Origin of the sequence: Rhodococcus sp. D-46 (assembly GCF_011290655.1) — a bacterium.
Lineage (GTDB): Bacteria > Actinomycetota > Actinomycetes > Mycobacteriales > Mycobacteriaceae > Rhodococcus_F > Rhodococcus_F qingshengii.
The window spans coordinates 1-16610 of the sequence record NZ_JAANTF010000025.1; the positions used below are offsets into that span (position 1 = coordinate 1).

Sequence of the window (16610 nt, forward strand, 5' to 3'; positions counted from 1 at the left end):
CGGTGCGCTGTTCCACAAGGGCAAGCTCCTCGAACGACCCGTCGAGATCACCCCGGAACCGTCACCGGACACGCCGGTATCCGAGGTCGCCTGACACACCTTAATCCACAGAATTTGACGATTCCTCCCGACGCAGTCAACTTCGACCACAATTTGAACGATCACATAAACGCAGCATCAGGAGTTGGTTATGGCTGGTGAGACCTTTGTATCGTACGACGAGAGAATGGCGAGACGCCTCTTCGAGGAAGGCTGCCGTTGATGCGGATCGCAATCAACAACGCAGTGCCCGGCATCGACGGCGACCTGCGGGGCGCCCGACCATCTCAGGCCACTGCGGATCGGCGCACGCACGGCAGGTCCGGTGCGCGGCGTCTGTCAGTTGTTCGTTTCCGCGGTACTAGCACGACAAAGCGGACATGACCGCTGCCGGAGAAGAAGCCGGATTCGATCTGGACCTCCACGTGTAGGGCAACGCTGAGACCTAAGGCACTGATTAGCTGGGCCGGGAGAGTTTTTGGGCAACTTGGTATTGCTAATCGTCGGCGGCAACGACATGACCCGGGATTCAATGATCGGCGATGTTCTGGCATTGAACCGGTTCCTTGATCAGCCGTTACACTCTAGTCATGGTTGTCGAGCCCGTCCGGGTTTCCTTTCGTCTGCAGCTGCGCGCTGAAGCCTTGCGAGCAGCTCAGGAGTTGGCCATCGAGAAGGGCTGGGAGAAAGTGCGATTCAGTGAAATCGCCGCTGTGATTGGCGTATCCCGGCCTACGTTGTATCGCGAGTTCGCGAGTAAAGCTGCCCTCGGCGACGCACTAGTCGTGCGCGAGACTCACCGCTTTCTGGATGGAATCCGGAAGGTCCTCGACGCAAACGCAGCCGACGTACCGACGGCCATCACGGCAGCCGTTCGTTACACGTTGGACGAAGCCGTTGAAAGTCCCCTGTTGGGCGTCCAGCTTGGCCGTTCGGATGACCTCACCCGTATGGGCACTGGGGTGTTGCCGTTACTCGCTACATCGACGAACATGCTGAAGTCCGCCACCGAAGAATTGGTGACGTGGATTCAGACCCATCTCAGAGGTGATCGTGCTGCCGACGTTGTCCCTGCGGTCGATGTTTGGATCCGCCTCACCGTCAGTCATCTGGTGCTCCCGGGTTCTATGGAACGCTGCAACCAAGCCGTAGCAGACCAGATTTCACTCTCGGTGCTCCGCTACCTTGGCCTTCGGTAGAACGAGCCCGCAGAGTAGGCTTCGTAACCTTCGTAGACTGCGATACTGGGTCGTGTGGCGTCGTAGCACGGTAACGAGATGTCGACAATGGTAAATGGGCATTAGTCCCTCCGCCAGTCACGATTTTTCGCCGCATGACATCCCGCGACAGCTGTCGTTGTGTGGGAAGGCGGAGCACACTGGTGCGCTCGTGTCGACATCGTGTGGCGGAAGACCGAATCGAACGCAGCGTTCTCTCTCTTCACCTAACATTCGCAGGAAAGTGGTTTGCTGGGGTCCAGCCTGAACACTCACTTCGATGGCCGCGGCATCAGAGGTAGGCCAAGTGGCTTTGTCAAACCATCGCCCTCCTATGGGAGGGCGATTCAGTGTCGCCGGAGCGGCGAGTACATCGTATACCGGGTCCCGCTGACGGGTATAACTGGTTTCCGCTGCGCAGACGTGCGTGTGGGAACGGAGAAAGTCACGCTACCGCCAACTGACCCATAACTTTATCCGAATGGGTCTGCTGCACGGATAGGTGACATCTGATCTGGCTTACCTTCGGGGTGGCCTGGAAGGATGCAGCTATGCCGAAGCCTTACCCACAGGAGTTTCGCGAGGATGTAGTCCGGGTGGCCCGCGGCCGGGAACCGGGTGTGACGATCGATCAGGTTGCCGCGGATTTCGGGGTGCACCCGATGACACTGTCGAAGTGGATGCGACGAGCCGATGTCGATGACGGTACGAAACCCGGGCTGAGCAGCATGAGTATGGCCGAGAACCGGGAGTTGAAGAAACGAGTTCGGCTGCTGGAGCAGGAGAATGAGGTGCTGCGGCGAGCTGCGGCGTATCTGTCGCAGGCGAATCTGCCGGGAAAATGATGTACCCGCTCGTGAAGGAGCTCGCCGTCGACGGAATCCCCGTCGCGGTCTCGTGCCGGGTCTTGAAGCTCTCCCGCCAACCGTACTATCGGTGGCTGCGTGATGCGGTCACCGAGGCAGATCTGACCTGGGCATATCGGGCGAACGCGTTGTTCGATGCCCACCGGGACGACCCTGAGTTCGGGTACCGGTTTCTCGCCGACGAAGCCGAGGCCGCGGGTCAGGTCATGGCGGCACGGACGGCGTGGCGGATCTGCTCGGATAACACCTGGTGGTCGAGGTTCGGCAAGAAGCCTCGCCGACTGAAGTCGGTGCGTTCCGGGCCGGCCGTGCACGAGGACCTGGTGCAACGCGAGTTCACCGCGCAGCGTCCGAACCGATTGTGGCTCACCGACATCACCGAGCACCCCACCGCTTGGATTCCAGCAATCGTCGCAACACTCGTAATTACGAGACTTCCAGTAAAGCACTCAGGCGCTCGGCAGGGGTGTCCCAGTCGAGCGATTTCCGGGGTCGGTCGTTAAGCTCCTCCGCGACGGCCAAGAGTTTGTCGACGCTGTGCGCTTCCAGGTCGGTACCGCGCGGGAAGTATTGGCGGAGAAGCCCGTTGGTGTTCTCGTTGCTGCCGCGCTGCCAGGGAGCGCCCGCGTCTGCGAAGTAGACGTCGAAGTTGGTCGCGGCGGCGAATGCCCGGTGCTCGGCCATCTCGGCGCCTTGGTCCCAGGTCAGAGTTCCTCGCAGCGATGCGGGCAGATGACGGACGGTGGTAATGAGAGAGTCGCGGACGGCTTCGGCAGTCCGTTCACGTCCGAGGTGCCCGAGCATCACGAAGCGGGAGGAGCGTTCGACTAGTGTCGCGATCGCCGATCCACCCAGCGCACCGATGATGAGATCGCCCTCCCAATGACCTGGCACTTTTCGCGAGTCAACCTCTGCCGGCCGATTGCTGATCGAGTTCATCGGGTCTACGAACCGCGGCCGACGGGCATCGGACTGCCTATGTGGCTTGCGCGCAATTCGACCGCGGCGCAGTTGCTTTCCGAGTTCACGTGTGAGATCGCCTCGGGCGTGCACGTAGATCGCTTGATAAATCGTCTCGGTGTTCGCACGCATTTCCGGCGTGGTCGGGAAGTCCTTGACCAGTCGGTGACTGATCTGTTGCGGCGACCACCTTTTCGCCAATTTCCCTTGGACATAGGAACGAAGCTCGGCATTGGCAACCAGCTTCGCCCTCCGCGGCCTGGCCCGATGCTTCACCGACAGCCGATGCGCCGTATGAGGCATATATCCCCTCACCGAGACGGTGTTGCGCTTGAGTTCTCGGCTGATCGTCGACGGTGCGCGTCGCATCTCCGACGCGATCGCCCGGATCGACAACCCCGCACGCCGTAGATCCTGCAACTGCTCCCGTTCGAGCAGGCTGAGGTAACGGGGATGGATGATCTTCTCGACCACATTGAGGTCGACACTTCCGCCGATCGCGCGAGTTCTTCGTTCTGGCACAACATCATTGTTCTTTACGGGGTACCGCACCACCCGGCCGTCGGGATAGACACGCCCTCGGTTGATGATGGTGATGCCTTTGTCCCAGTCGGTCGCCGATCGGGCATCGGCCCCGACGCGAGCCCTCGCCTCCACGCGCGTGAGTCCCGCCGCTCGTAGACGTAGGAACTCTTCACGCCGCGGGTTGACCTTGCGTGCCTCGCTGGTCGATATTCCTGCTTTCCGCGCCCATACATGGGCTGTTGGCCGATGAATCCCCAGCTCATGAGCAACAGTTGAGATGATTTGCCGCTCGCGAACGAGCCGCAAGAACTCAGCTTTGAGTTCCGCGGGGTAGGTGCGCGGCGCGGCCCGCGCCATGGTCAGCCCTGTCTTCCGCAACCAGTTGTAGCCTGCGTCTTCATGAACGCCGACTGCACGCGCTGCGGCGCGGACCGTGCCACCTCTATCGAGTAGTCGGAAGAATTCTTCCTTCTGCTGATCCGTGTACTTTTTGCCAGCCATTGCAACACCTTCCAGTAGGTGTTGCGACGATTGCTGGAATCCAAGCCGGTGAGGGGAAGCTGTATCTGTGTGCGATCAAAGATGCCTGCGGTAATCGGATCGTCGGATACTCCATCGACTCGCGGATGAAAGCCCGCCTGGCGGTCACCGCTCTGAACAACGCCCTCGCTCGCCGCGGCGACGTCACCGGATGCGTGGTTCACTCGGACCGAGGCTCTCAATTTTCGTCCCGAAAGTTCCTTAACGTCTTAACTACTCACGACCTGATCGGATCGATGGGCAAAGTCGGAGCCTGCGGCGACAACGCTGCAATGGAAAGCTTTTTCTCGCTGTTGCAAAAGAACGTCCTCGACCGTCAGGCCTGGGCGACCCGCCAGGAGCTCCGAACAGCGATCGTCACCTGGATCGAGCGGACCTATCACCGCCGCCGACGCCAGGCCGCCCTCGGCCGATTGACCCCCATCGAATACGAGACCATCATGAACACACCAGCCGCACCGGCTGCGTGACTACAACTGTCACCTATCCGTGCAGCAGACCCAATCTTGTTTCCTTGTGATCGTGGCCGATGCGTATGCCGTCATCTTTGGCTTGAAATGCGCTGCGACTCCCGCAGCGTCTCGTATTCCACTGTCGGACTTCCACGGTCCGCTCCGAGCAGATCATGTTCTTGTCGCAACCCGACGCATCCGCGTGAGTAACCTCAGGGTATTTACAAAAACAAAAAAAGGTAACGATTTGAGCAAAAGGTGGTATGGTGAACATCACACGCACCCTCGTGTGGGCGGGAAGCATGCCTCGCAACGACGAGTTCGGCTGAGAGGCGGTCACCCCCGATGACTTGTTTGACGGGAGCGGTGACTATCGCAGATTGAGCGTCCCTGGTCGCTCGCGACCGCGCATTACCTACAACGAGATTGGTGGAGGTTCGAGATGGCTGTGTTCAAGAATGAGGACGAGGTTTACGCCTACATGGCCGGGATATTTCGGCGTGGCCTGGAGATCGAGGGGCTGGCGGACAAGCTTGCGGGCTCGGGGGTGGTGTTGCGGGTGTATTACACCGATCCGGATGCGGTGGTGACGGTGGATATGCCGAACAAAGTGGTGGAGACCGGAGCTTCGAGTACCGCAGTCCCCAATGTCGAACTGTTCATGTCTTCGGACACCGGGAACAAGTTCTGGCTAGGGAAGGTGAACCTGACAATGGCGATGGCCAAGGGAACCGTGCGCGCAAAAGGGCCGGTGCCCAAGTTGCTCAAACTGATCCCACAGGCCAAGAACCTGTTTCCCGAGTACAAGTCGATGTTGCAGAGCGAGAATCGACAGGATCTCATCGATGCGTGACTACCGATCGATGCGTGACTTCCGCTTGACCGCTGACCGCAGGACGGTGGCGCGATGAAAAGCACCATGCAGGACGTTCCGCTGACCGTGTCGTCGATAGTGCGGCATGCCTCCAGGATTCATGGCGAGCGTGCGGTGTTGACCGCGCGTGGACCCGGGCAGATCTCCCGGGTGTCGTACCGAGAGCTGGGCGAACGTGCGGCTCAGTTGGCTAATGCATTGCGCGCGATCGGGATTCGTGGAGATGAGCGCGTCGCGACCCTCCAATGGAGTAACCAGGAGCATCTGGAATGCTATTCGGCGGTGCCATCGATGGGCGCGGTGCTGCACACGTTGAATCTGCGACTGCCGACTGAACAGCTGACGTGGATCGCAAACCATGCCGACGATCGGGTGGTCATCGTCGACGGAACGGTCCTTCCTCTCCTGGCGTCGGCTCTTCCCTCGATGACCTCGGTTCGCACGGTGCTCGTCACCGGTACTGGCGACCTTGCCGCTGTTGAGGGGTGTGGAAAGGACGTCCTTCGGTACGACGATGTGGTCGCCGCCCAGCCGAGCTCATTCGACTGGCCAGACGTCGACGAACGGTCGGCCGCTGCGATGTGCTACACCAGCGGCACCACCGGCCATCCGAAAGGCGTTATCTACAGCCATCGTTCGACGTGGCTGCATTCTCAGGCAGCGTGCGCCTCGAATGCGCTGGGCATCGGTCATGACGACACGGTATTGACGATCGTGCCGATGTTCCATGCCAATGCGTGGGGACTGCCGTACGCGGCGATGATGGCAGGCGCGCAGATGCTGCTGCCCGACCGCTTTTTACAGGCTGAGCCGTTGGTGGAGATGATCGAGGCAGCGCGACCGACGATGGCGGGAGCGGTCCCGACGATCTGGACCGACGTTTTGCACTACCTGCGTGACAATCCAGGCCATGACGTCAGTTCGCTGAAGATGGTGGCCTGCGGGGGTTCAGCCGTTCCGCGGTCGTTGATAACCGCTTACGACGAGCTGGGTATCCGCATCGTACAGGCATGGGGAATGACCGAGACCTCGCCGCTTGCTGCAGTCGCGCTCCCGCGGGACACCGACTCACCGGAGAGGTCCCTTCAGGTACGCGGAACCCAGGGCAGGGTGGTGGCCGGTGTGGAGGCCCGCATCGTCGACGACTCTGATGCTGAGCAGCCCTGGGACGGAAAGTCGGTGGGCGAGATTCAGATTCGCGGCCCATGGATCACCGGGTCGTACTACCAGCATGACAGTGCGGCGGTGACGCCGGATGGATGGTTGTGTACCGGAGATGTTGGCGTGATCAGCGCAGATGCGTTCATCACTCTGACCGACCGTTCCAAGGATGTCATCAAGTCGGGAGGTGAATGGATCTCGTCAGTCGAACTGGAGAATGAATTGGCCGCTCATCCTGCGGTGCGCACCGCCACTGTGATCGGTGTGCCAGACGATAAGTGGCAGGAACGACCGCTGGCAGTGGTTGTCCTCGATACCGGACGCACCGTTACGGCTAGGGAGCTGTCGGGATTCTTGCGCGACCGTGTGGCCAAGTGGTGGCTACCTGAACGATGGGCATTCGTTACTGAAGTTCCACTGACCTCGACAGGCAAGTTTGACAAGAAGAAGTTGCGGCGCCAATACGCCGACGGTGACTTCATTGTTGAGACGCTCGACTGAATCGGCCTTCACGGCAACCGAATTATTGATCTAAGGAGAATCATGAAGACACGCGCTGCTGTTCTCTGGGGCCTGGGAGAGAAGTGGGAGGTAGAGGAAGTCGAGCTTGATCCGCCCGGCCCCAACGAGGTGCTCGTCAGGCTGACCGCGAGTGGGTTGTGCCATTCCGATGAACATCTCGTGACCGGTGACTTGCCCTTCCCTCTACCCGTAGTCGGCGGTCACGAAGGCGCCGGCACCGTGGTGGAAATCGGCGCGGGAGTCGAGGATATCGCCGAGGGCGATTCGGTCATCCTCACCTTCCTTCCGTCGTGCGGGCACTGTTCCTACTGCGCACGCGGTATAGGGAACCTGTGCGACGCAGGCGCGGCCGTCATGATGGGACCCCAGCTCGATGGCACCTACCGCTTCCATGCACGCGGCGAGGACATCGGCCAGATGTGCTTGCTGGGCACCTTCTCGGAGTACACGGTCGTGCCGAGGGCGTCGCTGGTTAAGATCGATACAGGAACACCGCTGGATAAGGCGGCGTTGATCGGCTGCGGCGTCACCACCGGTTACGGGTCGGCGGTGCGCACAGGCGAAGTGCGCGCCGGGGACACAGTGGTCGTAATCGGAGCCGGCGGTATCGGCATGAACGCGATTCAAGGCGCACGGATCGCCGGCGCGTTGAACATCATCGCCGTCGACCCCGTGGAATTCAAAAGGGAGCAATCCAGCGTGTTCGGCGCGACGCATGCCGTTGCCTCGATCGACGAAGCGTGGGCGCTGGTCAGTGACATTACTCGCGGCAAACTCGCCGACGTCTGCATCTTGACCACGGATGTCGCCGAAGGGTCCTATACTTCCGAGGCGCTATCACTCGTTGGCAAACGTGGGCGAGTGGTTGTCACCGCGATCGGGCATCCCGAGGAGACCACTATGTCGGGCTCTTTGTTGGAGTTGACACTCTACGAAAAGCAGATCCGCGGTTCCCTGTACGGCTCGTCGAACGCTGCGCATGACGTCCCTCGCCTCGTCGAACTGTACAACGGCGGAAACCTCAAGCTCGATGAGCTGATCACCCGTGAGTACACTCTCGATCAGATTAACGAGGGCTATGAGGACATGCGATCAGGCCGCAACATCCGAGGGCTCATTCGATTCTGACGCCACCGCGGGGACAAATTCCCGCAGTCAGTGGTGAATGTCGGGTGGCGGAGCCCAAATAACGGCGAGGTTTGCAGATCGAGTACTGCGCCGTGGAGCCCTCACCGGCTTAGGGGCATTTCCGTGAAACTCGCCCACAAATGCAACGACTCCGGCAATACCTTGATGGTGACCGGCCGATGTCGTTCTAAATCTCCCTCATGAAGAAAGCCTCGGCTGTCGTGGTCGGCGCCGTTGGGACCCCGATTCGATGATGTCTACCCGTTTACCAGAGAAATCGCCCGAGCTACTAGAAAGGCAGTTGACATGCCATTACAAATGGAGGCGCAGGGCGGCAGGCGCGACCGCAAGCAACTGCTCGACGAGGTCCGACGTGTCGCAAATTCAGGCCGCACACGGGATCTGCAGTGGCGACTGGACCAATTGACAGGGATCGAGCGACTTTGTTCCGAACGTGAGAGCGAAATCGCCTTGGCGTTGTCCAAGGACCTAGGCCGCTCTTCTGTAGAGGCATGGCTCGGCGACATCAACGCCACGAAGACTGAAGCCCGCTACGCGCGGAAGCACCTGAAGAAATGGATGCGGCATAAGAGAGTGTCGTTGCCGCTGAGTCAATTGCCCGGTCGCGGGTGGGTGCAGTACGACCCGTTGGGCGTCGTCCTGATCATCGGACCATGGAACTATCCCCTGTATTTGAATCTGGGTCCCTTGGTGGCGGCGGTGGCAGCCGGCAACTGCGCAGTGATCAAGCCATCCGAGCTTGCGCCTGCAACCTCCGAGTTGCTTGCCCGGTTGGTGCCGCAATATGTTGATGCGGAGGCGGTCCGCGTTGTCGAGGGTGACGGGGAGACGACTCAGGATCTGCTTTTCCAGGGTTTCGATCACGCCTTGTTTACTGGAAGCACCGAGATCGGTAAGAAGATTATGGCCACTGCCGCGCTGACGTTGACTCCGGTGACGCTCGAGTTGGGCGGGAAGAGCCCAGTCGTCGTGGCAGCCGACGCCGACATCGACGTCGCTGCGCGTCGGATTGCGTGGGTGAAATTGCTCAACTCTGGACAAACCTGCATCGCCCCGGATTATGTTCTGGCTGATAAGTCGATCGTCGACGAACTGGTGGAGAAGATCGTCCAGAACATCGTCCAGTTCCGGTCTGCCGAAGAAGAGTTCGCGCTGCCGATCGTCAATGCACGGCAATTCGACCGCTTGGTTCAACTACTCACCGCCACCCAGGGCACCATCGTCAGCGGAGGGCACTTCAACCGAGACAGTTTGCGTATCGAGCCGACGGTCATTGTGAATCCGCCCGACACCGACGCGATGATGGCCAGTGAAATCTTCGGCCCTGTGTTGCCAATCCTCACGATCGACTCGATTAGCGCAGCTGTAACCCGTATTAACGCCGGCCCGAAGCCATTAGCACTTTACCTATTCACCACTTCATCGCAGCTAGGTCGTGACCTGATCGACCGCATCCCGTCCGGTGGTGCCGTCATCAATCACGTCGCATTGCACTGCTTAATTCCGCAGCTGCCTTTCGGTGGTGTCGGTGCCAGCGGCCTCGGCGAGTATCACGGCAAATGGGGGTTCGAGGCTCTCAGCCACCGCAGAGCAGTGCTGTCCAAATCCACCAAACCCGATCTGCGTCTGATTTATCCACCGTATACTGAACGTACGATCAAGTTGCTACGGAAACTTCTGTGAACGGGTTGGTGCCCGCCGTTCGAATGACCCCTGTTATCGCTGATCCTGAAGGTTTTCGGCGCCGGGGGGACCTACTTTTCGTCAACCAAAAGTGGGGAGCCGTAAATCAAATGGCATCAAGGCTCGGGGATGAGCGAATTCTCGGATTGAGCGTTGCGAGTTCAGGCTCGCTAGGTCGAACTGGAATGACTCGTTGCGTGAAAGCTGGAGGAGGCACGCCCGCATCATTGCGTTTCATTTTCCCCCCTGAGTCGAATTCACAACCATCTGACTCTGGCGAACATAGCCGACATGGTCAGTTGCTGTCAGAATTTAAAATCCCATCAATACGCTGCATCAGGAGTTGGTTATGGCTGTTGTCACTTTTGTCTCTCGCGACGGCGAGGAGCGTGAGGTGTCTCTCGAGGAAGGTTCGTCGTTGATGCAGATCGCAACCAACAACGCGGTGCCCGGTATTGATGGCGACTGTGGGGGTGAAGCCGCGTGTGGGACCTGCCATGTGATCGTCGACCCGCAGTGGTCCGAGTTGGTCGGACGTTCAGGATCGGAGGAGGAGGAGATGCTTGCGATGAACCCCGAGCGTCAACCCACCTCCCGATTGTCTTGCCAGATGCTCGTTTCGGCGGCGTGGGACGGCTTGATTGTCCAGACGCCAGAATTTCAGATGTGACCCACGAGAGTGACGGATAAGACGTAATGAAGGTTTCTGAAGTGATCACTGACAAAGTTCAATCTGCCATCCCGATCGACCTGCAAATCCGCGGCGCACACCTGTACGACAGGACCCGACGTTGGGTGACCGGATCGAACGGAAAGAAGCTGTTCGTAGAGAGCCCAATACCACCGGTCGAAGACGTCGAGCTCGCTGACATCGACCTCAGCAACCCGTTTCTCTATCGTCAGGGGCGTTGGCAGTCCTACTACGAGCGCCTACGCAATGAGGCGCCGGTGCACTATTTACCGGACAGTCCCTTCGGGCCGTTCTGGTCGGTCACGCGGCATGCCGACATAATGGCCGTCGACAAGGATCATGAGTCATTCTCCGCCGAGCCGCTAATCGTCATCGGGGTCCCGCCGCGTTTTTTAGATATCACAATGTTCATTGCGATGGATCCGCCCCGCCATGACAGGCAGCGGGCCGCCGTCCAGGGCGTGGTCGCGCCGAAGAATCTTCGTGAGATGGAGGGGCTGATTCGTTCGCGAGTCCAGGAGGTGCTCGATGACCTGCCAAGGAATGAGCCATTCGACTGGGTACAGAACGTCTCTATCGAGTTGACCGCTCGAATGCTTGCAACCCTTCTCGATTTTCCATACGAACAGCGTCATAAACTCGTCGAATGGTCAGACCTCGCAACCTCGATGGAGCAGACCAACGGCGGCCCCTCAGACCTCGACGACACGTTCGTCGGTATGCGCGAGATGGCACAAGGTCTCAGCGAGCACTGGCACGACAAAGCGGCCCGGACCGCTGCCGGAGAAGAACCAGGGTTCGACCTGATCACCATGCTGCAGAGCAACGCCGACACCAAGGACCTGATCAGCCGACCGATGGAATTCTTGGGCAACCTCGTATTGCTGATCGTCGGTGGCAACGACACCACCCGCAATTCGATGAGCGGCGGTGTTCTCGCGCTGAACCGGTTCCCCGATCAATTCGAGAAACTCAAGGCCAATCCCGACCTGATCTCCAACATGAACTCGGAGATCATCCGGTGGCAGACACCATTGGCCTACATGCGACGAATCGCCAAGGTCGACACGGTGCTCAACGGGCAGTTCATCCGGAAAGGCGACAAGGTCGTGATGTGGTACGCGTCGGGCAACCGCGACGAACGCGTGTTCGACCGGCCCGACGACTTCATCATCGACCGGGCCAACGCGCGCAACCACATCTCTTTCGGCTTCGGTGTTCACCGCTGTATGGGTAACCGGTTGGCCGAACTTCAGCTGCGGATCCTCTGGGAGGAATTGCTCGCTCGTTTCGAGAACATCGATGTCATCGGCGAACCCGAATACGTCCAGTCCAACTTCGTGAGAGGGATCAGCAAGATGACGGTCCGCCTCACCCCGAAATCCGACGCATGACCGCACAGCGCGCCGTCATCATCGGGGCCAGCCATGCTGGGGCTCAACTCGCAGCCAGCCTGCGCCAGGAACGTTGGACCGGAGAGATCGTCCTCATCGGCGATGAATCAGCGCTGCCGTACCAACGCCCTCCTTTGTCGAAGGCTTACCTGGCCTCGAAGAGCACGCTCAAGGACCTGGAGATCCGAAGCGTCGAGTTCTACAGCAAGCACGGGATCCAACTCCTGGACGCGACTGTAGAGGCGATCGACCGCTCAGCAGGAAGCCTTTCGCTCAGCACTGGCGACGCGTTGACCTATGACAAGCTCGCCTTGTGCACCGGTGCCCGCCCGCGGCGGCTCCCTACCCCGGGGGCCGACCTGGCCGGCGTCTACTACCTACGCACCGCCGCGGATGTTGGGTTGATTCGAAAGGCCGCGACCCCCGGACGTCGAGCCGTGATCGTCGGCGGGGGCTACATCGGCCTAGAGACGGCCGCCTCCTTGCGTGCACTGGGTCTGGAGGTCACCGTGTTGGAGGCGACCGAACGCGTCCTCGAGCGGGTCACCGCTCCCGAAGTCTCCGCATTTTTCGACCGAATCCACCGCAGTGAAGGGGTCGATATCCGCACGGGAGCCCTGGTCGAAGCGCTCACCGGCGATAGCCGCGTCCGCGAAGTGGTCCTGGCCAGCGGCGAATCAATCCCTGCCGACCTCCTCATTGTCGGAATCGGCGTGGAGCCCAATGTCGACCTCGCCGCCGCCGCGGACCTTGCTGTTGACAATGGCGTCGTCATCGACGACCACGCCCGGACCAGTGATCACAACATCGTGGCCGCCGGGGATTGCGCCAGCCACGACATGGCCCGCTACGGACGTCGCATTCGCCTGGAGTCCGTGCCGAGCGCCGCCGAGCAGGCCAAGGTCGCTGCCGCGACCATTTGCGGAAAGCCTAAGGAGATAAAGGCGCTTCCCTGGTTCTGGTCGGATCAATACGATCTCAAGCTCCAGATCGCCGGGCTCAACACTGGGTACGACGAAGTCGTCCTCAGCGGAAACCCGACCCGTGACCGCGACTTCACCTGCTACTACCTACGCAGTGCAGAGCTGATTGCGGCGGACTGCATCAATCGTCCCCGCGACTTCATGTTCAGCAAGCGGGTCATCTCGCAGCAGCTCCCCATCGACCGCGCCGAACTGTCACTCGCCGGTGCAGTGTGAGGCGACTCTGCCTTGAGCTCGATCGATATGACGTCGGCGAGCGATACGCAATTCGAAGGACGAACAGGTCCAAACCTCATTCGGCGCGCCCACTAACGAAACTGCGGCTTCTATCGGCGGCTCGCGAATCGACCCTTCCCTCCGAGCTTGAGCTCGATCCAACGAGACCCGCAACAGTTCGGTGCCAACTGTGGGCCACCACTTCAGTGTTCGTAAGCAACGTCGACCCATGGGCTACGCATGCCCACTTGGAACGAATCCCTGGCAACTGACTGGTCTTCGACACCCCCACGCCCCGCCACTCGGAAAGGATCGCATATGCCGCACAAAACCCTCATCGAGGGCTACCCCCATCAGATCGGGGGCCACTGTGGTTCAGGCGCGATGCGAGATCTGCTGCACTGGCACGGTCTCGGGTGGGATGGACCGCCCAGCGAGGGGCTGACATTTACCCTCGGGGGTGCCTTGGGGTTGTCCTATCTTCGATCGAATGCCCTCGTTCCACCGCTTTATCTGGTGGGACGAGGTGCCGACTTCGAAGTCGACCTACCGCGCCGACTCGGCGGGCAGGTCGAGGTCCTAACCACCGACGATCCAGAGGAGGGATGGTCGTGGGTCCGCGACGAAATCGACTCCGGTCGACCAAGCCTGGTGTGGGGCGACATCGCCGAGCTACCGTATCTGAGGGTCCAGATGAAGATGAGCCGCCACGACATCGTCGTGATCGGCTACGACGAGGACGCGGGCGTAGCGTTCGTCGTAGACAACGACCGGGCCGAGGTGCAGGAGGTTCCCTTCGACTCGCTGGCCCGGGCCAGGTCTTCGACGTCGTTCCCGCAGCCAACGCGCCACTGCACGTATCGGATTACCTGGCCGAGCGACCTTCCCGTGATCGGTGACGCTGCAGCGGCAGCGTTTCGGCAGTCTGCTGATAACTTGCGTCAGCCATCAGGGGCAAGAATCGCCGATATCCCCGCATCGAGCGGTGCTGAGGGGCTGGCAGCCGCCGCAGCGCTGGCAGCCGACGTCCACACCTGGGCAGACCTTCCTGACGACGAACTCGAGATCCTACTGTTCGGTCTCGGCGCGTTCATCGAGAAAGCAGGCACCGGCGGCGGGTTGTTCCGACGCTTACTCGCCGAGGGGTGCGCCGAGGTCGCACGACTGACCGGCGACCTCGCCACAGAAGGCCTCGCGCAAGTCGCCGACCGTTGTGCGCAGGCCTGGACCGAGACCGCGCGCGCTTGCATCCAGCGTGACGTTGACATGCGAGCTCGCTTGAACGCGGTTGTCCTGTCAGCTGGTAGATTGCCCGGGGCCGAAAGGGATCTTGTCGAGGCTTTAGAGGTTGCGTCCAGCTCGTTGGTAACTGAAGACCGCTAACCACGTTCGTCTCGTGAAATAGATCAGGTAGCTTGTTATGTAAGCCGAAAGTTGGTGCAGAGAAGGGCATTACACGGAGAGTGCGTTTCATTGCGGTGGTACTAATATCCGTCAAAAGAGAATGCTGGTGACAGATACATGATGGGCGCGAAACTCGTCGAGGAGACTGACACGATGCGGCTGATTCTGTGATGATGCTCAGACGACGCTTTGATAAAATGGGGGTTGCCGGTGAAGGAGATCCGCTTGGTGACCGGGATCGTCTTGATGCCGTCGACAGGCTGAACCCTGCCTCAGTGGGTTGGTCGTGACAGAACCGCTTGAAACCTATCAAGATTGTTCCGAAGGCCAGGTTGAGATCGCGCTCGTGACGGACTGGTGGAGTAGCTTCGAGGAGCGGCGAGACACACTGGCCGATGGCGACCCTCTCCCGCCTCACCACCCATGGTGTCTCGGCTGTGGCCCGGACAACCCCCACGGTCATCATCTACTGGCGCGACGTCGCGGCGACGGCGTCGTGGCGGAGCATGTGTTCGATAGTCGGCATCGAGGTGCTCCGGGCATCGCGCATGGGGGAGCTGTGGTCACCGTGCTCGATGACATGGTGGGAATGCTTCTTTATGTGATCGGGGACATGGCGGTTACACGTAAGCTCGATGTCGAGTTCCTCGCGCCGGTTCGCCTGAAAGTGCCCTATGAGGTAAGTGCCACGCTGAAAGCGCGTGATGGACGCAAGCTGCACGTTGCTGCCGAAGTTCGAGCGCAAGGCGCCGGAGACGTAGTGGCCTCCGCCATTGGCGTCTTCATTGTCGTAGATCTGGCGCACTTCATCGCTGCGCTTCGACCCGAATCGCTCTAGTGTGTGTGCGCCCGTTAGCCAATCGGGGGTCACGCGCCGAACGACCATAGCGCATAAGGATCGTGGCGCCGAGGCGGTGGAGAAGTTCGTGAAGGTCAGCCGCGTGAAGGTCCAATCGAAGGGGTGGGCAGTAGCGTTATAACATTTCTGGAAGGCGAGTAGGCGGCCGGCCACCTCGTCGAGATCGCAGAAAAGTCGTCGGGCGTGAGGGCCTTTGCGCTGCACAGCGGTGAAGTAGATTTCGACCTGGTTCAACTACTACGCATGAACGGGTAGATGGATCATGCGAGCTGTACTGGCATGTCCCCAGTGAACGGGGCCATCTTGTTTTAGAGTCTTGTTGCCCGTGACGTGGGCGGATAGGACGATGAGGAACATGGCTGGACGGAAGAGGAACTCCGCAGAGGACATCGTGCGCAAGTTGCGCCGAGCAGACGAGCTCACCGCGGCGGGGAAAACGCAGGAAGAGATCGCCAGCGAGCTCGAGGTTTCGGCAGCGACGTTGTACAACTGGCGCCGCCAGTACGGCGGCATGGATATCGACGCAGCGAAAGAACTCAAGGAATTGCGGGAGCAGCAGGGCAAACTCAAACGACTACTCGCCGACACCGAACTGGAGAAGGACGCCCTGCGGGAGGTGGCGAAGGGAAAATTTTGAGCCCGGCTGACAAGCGGCGCTGTCGACATGCTCGTCACGACGATGAGAGTGTCGAAGCGGTTGGCCTGCAGAGCAGTTGGGCTTGCCCGGTCCACCTACGCCCGTACGCCGATCGCACAGACTCCCGCCGACCCCGATGCGGTCCTGAGAGCGATTCTGCGTGACTACGCGCGAACACACCCGTTGCATGGCTTCCGTCGCGCCTGGGCGCATCTGCGACACGATCAGGCGATGGCGGTGAACAAGAAGAAAGTGCACCGATTGTGGAAAGAGGAAGGTCTGCAGGTGAGGATCTACCATCCACGCAAGGTGAGGAATCGTCAAATTCTGTGGATTAAGGTGTGTCAGGCGACCTCGGATACCGGCGTGTCCGGTGACGGTTCCGGGGTGATCTCGACGGGTCGTTCGAGGAGCTTGCCCTTGTGGAACAGCGCACCG

14 protein-coding genes and 4 pseudogenes are annotated in these 16610 nt (G+C 60.2%); 16 read left to right on the top strand and 2 right to left on the bottom strand.

Features of this window, described 5'->3' with window-relative positions:
• Positions 1-190 precede the first annotated feature (190 nt).
• The 5 genes and pseudogenes from G9U53_RS34320 to G9U53_RS33400 form a co-directional block, all read left to right on the top strand.
• Positions 191-306 (top strand): annotated as a pseudogene (locus G9U53_RS34320) (2Fe-2S ferredoxin); the annotation flags it as partial.
• 98 nt (positions 307-404) lie between these two features.
• A pseudogene (locus G9U53_RS33820) lies at positions 405-613 on the top strand (cytochrome P450); the annotation flags it as partial.
• A 16-nt stretch (positions 614-629) separates the two neighbouring features.
• Positions 630-1238, top strand: a complete 609-nt coding sequence (locus G9U53_RS32690) for a TetR family transcriptional regulator (RefSeq protein WP_021334597.1) — start codon at positions 630-632, stop codon at positions 1236-1238.
• Between the two features lie 569 nt (positions 1239-1807).
• Positions 1808-2101, top strand: a complete 294-nt coding sequence (locus G9U53_RS32695; RefSeq protein ID WP_030537996.1) for a transposase — start codon at positions 1808-1810, stop codon at positions 2099-2101.
• 11 nt (positions 2102-2112) lie between these two features.
• Positions 2113-2625, top strand: a complete 513-nt coding sequence (locus G9U53_RS33400; RefSeq protein WP_207624776.1) for a hypothetical protein — start codon at positions 2113-2115, stop codon at positions 2623-2625.
• On the opposite strand, the gene G9U53_RS33825 is transcribed toward G9U53_RS33400, so the two are convergent.
• Together G9U53_RS33825 and G9U53_RS34325 are read right to left on the bottom strand one after the other, a co-directional pair.
• Positions 2549-3604: an IS30 family transposase gene (locus G9U53_RS33825; RefSeq protein ID WP_211919460.1), complete on the bottom strand. Its 1056-nt coding sequence runs from the start codon at positions 3602-3604 to the stop codon at positions 2549-2551. The two genes, G9U53_RS33400 and G9U53_RS33825, sit on opposite strands and share 77 nt — an antisense overlap.
• A gap of 378 nt (positions 3605-3982) precedes the next feature.
• A pseudogene (locus tag G9U53_RS34325) lies at positions 3983-4108 on the bottom strand (transposase); the annotation flags it as partial.
• 50 nt (positions 4109-4158) lie between these two features.
• Between G9U53_RS34325 and G9U53_RS32710 the strand changes: the two are divergent.
• The 11 genes and pseudogenes from G9U53_RS32710 to G9U53_RS32760 form a co-directional block, all read left to right on the top strand.
• Positions 4159-4617, top strand: a pseudogene (locus tag G9U53_RS32710) (DDE-type integrase/transposase/recombinase); the annotation flags it as partial.
• 424 nt (positions 4618-5041) lie between these two features.
• A complete protein-coding gene (locus G9U53_RS32715) occupies positions 5042-5452 on the top strand; it encodes an SCP2 sterol-binding domain-containing protein (protein WP_011331542.1) in 411 nt (136 codons plus the stop codon).
• A gap of 54 nt (positions 5453-5506) precedes the next feature.
• Positions 5507-7135 (top strand): fatty acid--CoA ligase, encoded by a 1629-nt coding sequence (locus G9U53_RS32720; protein ID WP_011331541.1) that lies wholly within the window; start codon positions 5507-5509, stop codon positions 7133-7135.
• A gap of 42 nt (positions 7136-7177) precedes the next feature.
• Entirely contained in the window at positions 7178-8284 is a 1107-nt protein-coding gene (locus G9U53_RS32725) for an NDMA-dependent alcohol dehydrogenase (protein WP_011331540.1), read from the top strand.
• A 306-nt stretch (positions 8285-8590) separates the two neighbouring features.
• On the top strand, positions 8591-9988 hold the full coding sequence (locus G9U53_RS32730) for an aldehyde dehydrogenase family protein (RefSeq protein ID WP_011331539.1): 1398 nt from the start codon (positions 8591-8593) through the stop codon (positions 9986-9988).
• Between the two features lie 349 nt (positions 9989-10337).
• A complete protein-coding gene (locus G9U53_RS32735) occupies positions 10338-10658 on the top strand; it encodes a 2Fe-2S iron-sulfur cluster-binding protein (RefSeq protein WP_011331538.1) in 321 nt (106 codons plus the stop codon).
• Between the two features lie 26 nt (positions 10659-10684).
• Positions 10685-12073: a cytochrome P450 gene (locus G9U53_RS32740; protein ID WP_021334602.1), complete on the top strand. Its 1389-nt coding sequence runs from the start codon at positions 10685-10687 to the stop codon at positions 12071-12073.
• Positions 12070-13272 carry an FAD-dependent oxidoreductase gene (locus tag G9U53_RS32745; RefSeq protein ID WP_011331536.1) on the top strand — a complete coding sequence of 401 codons (1203 nt, stop codon included), beginning with the start codon at positions 12070-12072 and terminating at the stop codon, positions 13270-13272. Before G9U53_RS32740 ends, G9U53_RS32745 begins: the two co-directional genes overlap by 4 nt.
• A gap of 318 nt (positions 13273-13590) precedes the next feature.
• A complete protein-coding gene (locus G9U53_RS32750) occupies positions 13591-14655 on the top strand; it encodes a BtrH N-terminal domain-containing protein (protein ID WP_011331535.1) in 1065 nt (354 codons plus the stop codon).
• Positions 14656-15265: 610 nt separating this feature from the next.
• Positions 15266-15514: a PaaI family thioesterase gene (locus tag G9U53_RS33830; RefSeq protein WP_230793642.1), complete on the top strand. Its 249-nt coding sequence runs from the start codon at positions 15266-15268 to the stop codon at positions 15512-15514.
• Positions 15515-15890: 376 nt separating this feature from the next.
• Positions 15891-16172, top strand: a complete 282-nt coding sequence (locus G9U53_RS32760) for a transposase (RefSeq protein ID WP_225320460.1) — start codon at positions 15891-15893, stop codon at positions 16170-16172.
• Positions 16173-16610 lie beyond the last annotated feature (438 nt).

Bases quoted from the DNA above. Each gene is read 5' to 3' on its own strand.
- G9U53_RS32690 (WP_021334597.1), top strand. From the start codon at position 630: ATGGTTGTCGAGCCCGTCCGGGTTTCCTTTCGTCTGCAGCTGCGCGCT.
- G9U53_RS32695 (WP_030537996.1), top strand. From the start codon at position 1,808: ATGCCGAAGCCTTACCCACAGGAGTTTCGCGAGGATGTAGTCCGGGTG.
- G9U53_RS32715 (WP_011331542.1), top strand. From the start codon at position 5,042: ATGGCTGTGTTCAAGAATGAGGACGAGGTTTACGCCTACATGGCCGGG.
- G9U53_RS32720 (WP_011331541.1), top strand. From the start codon at position 5,507: ATGAAAAGCACCATGCAGGACGTTCCGCTGACCGTGTCGTCGATAGTG.
- G9U53_RS32725 (WP_011331540.1), top strand. From the start codon at position 7,178: ATGAAGACACGCGCTGCTGTTCTCTGGGGCCTGGGAGAGAAGTGGGAG.
- G9U53_RS32730 (WP_011331539.1), top strand. From the start codon at position 8,591: ATGCCATTACAAATGGAGGCGCAGGGCGGCAGGCGCGACCGCAAGCAA.
- G9U53_RS32735 (WP_011331538.1), top strand. From the start codon at position 10,338: ATGGCTGTTGTCACTTTTGTCTCTCGCGACGGCGAGGAGCGTGAGGTG.
- G9U53_RS32740 (WP_021334602.1), top strand. From the start codon at position 10,685: ATGAAGGTTTCTGAAGTGATCACTGACAAAGTTCAATCTGCCATCCCG.
- G9U53_RS32745 (WP_011331536.1), top strand. From the start codon at position 12,070: ATGACCGCACAGCGCGCCGTCATCATCGGGGCCAGCCATGCTGGGGCT.
- G9U53_RS32750 (WP_011331535.1), top strand. From the start codon at position 13,591: ATGCCGCACAAAACCCTCATCGAGGGCTACCCCCATCAGATCGGGGGC.
- G9U53_RS33830 (WP_230793642.1), top strand. From the start codon at position 15,266: ATGCTTCTTTATGTGATCGGGGACATGGCGGTTACACGTAAGCTCGAT.
- G9U53_RS32760 (WP_225320460.1), top strand. From the start codon at position 15,891: ATGGCTGGACGGAAGAGGAACTCCGCAGAGGACATCGTGCGCAAGTTG.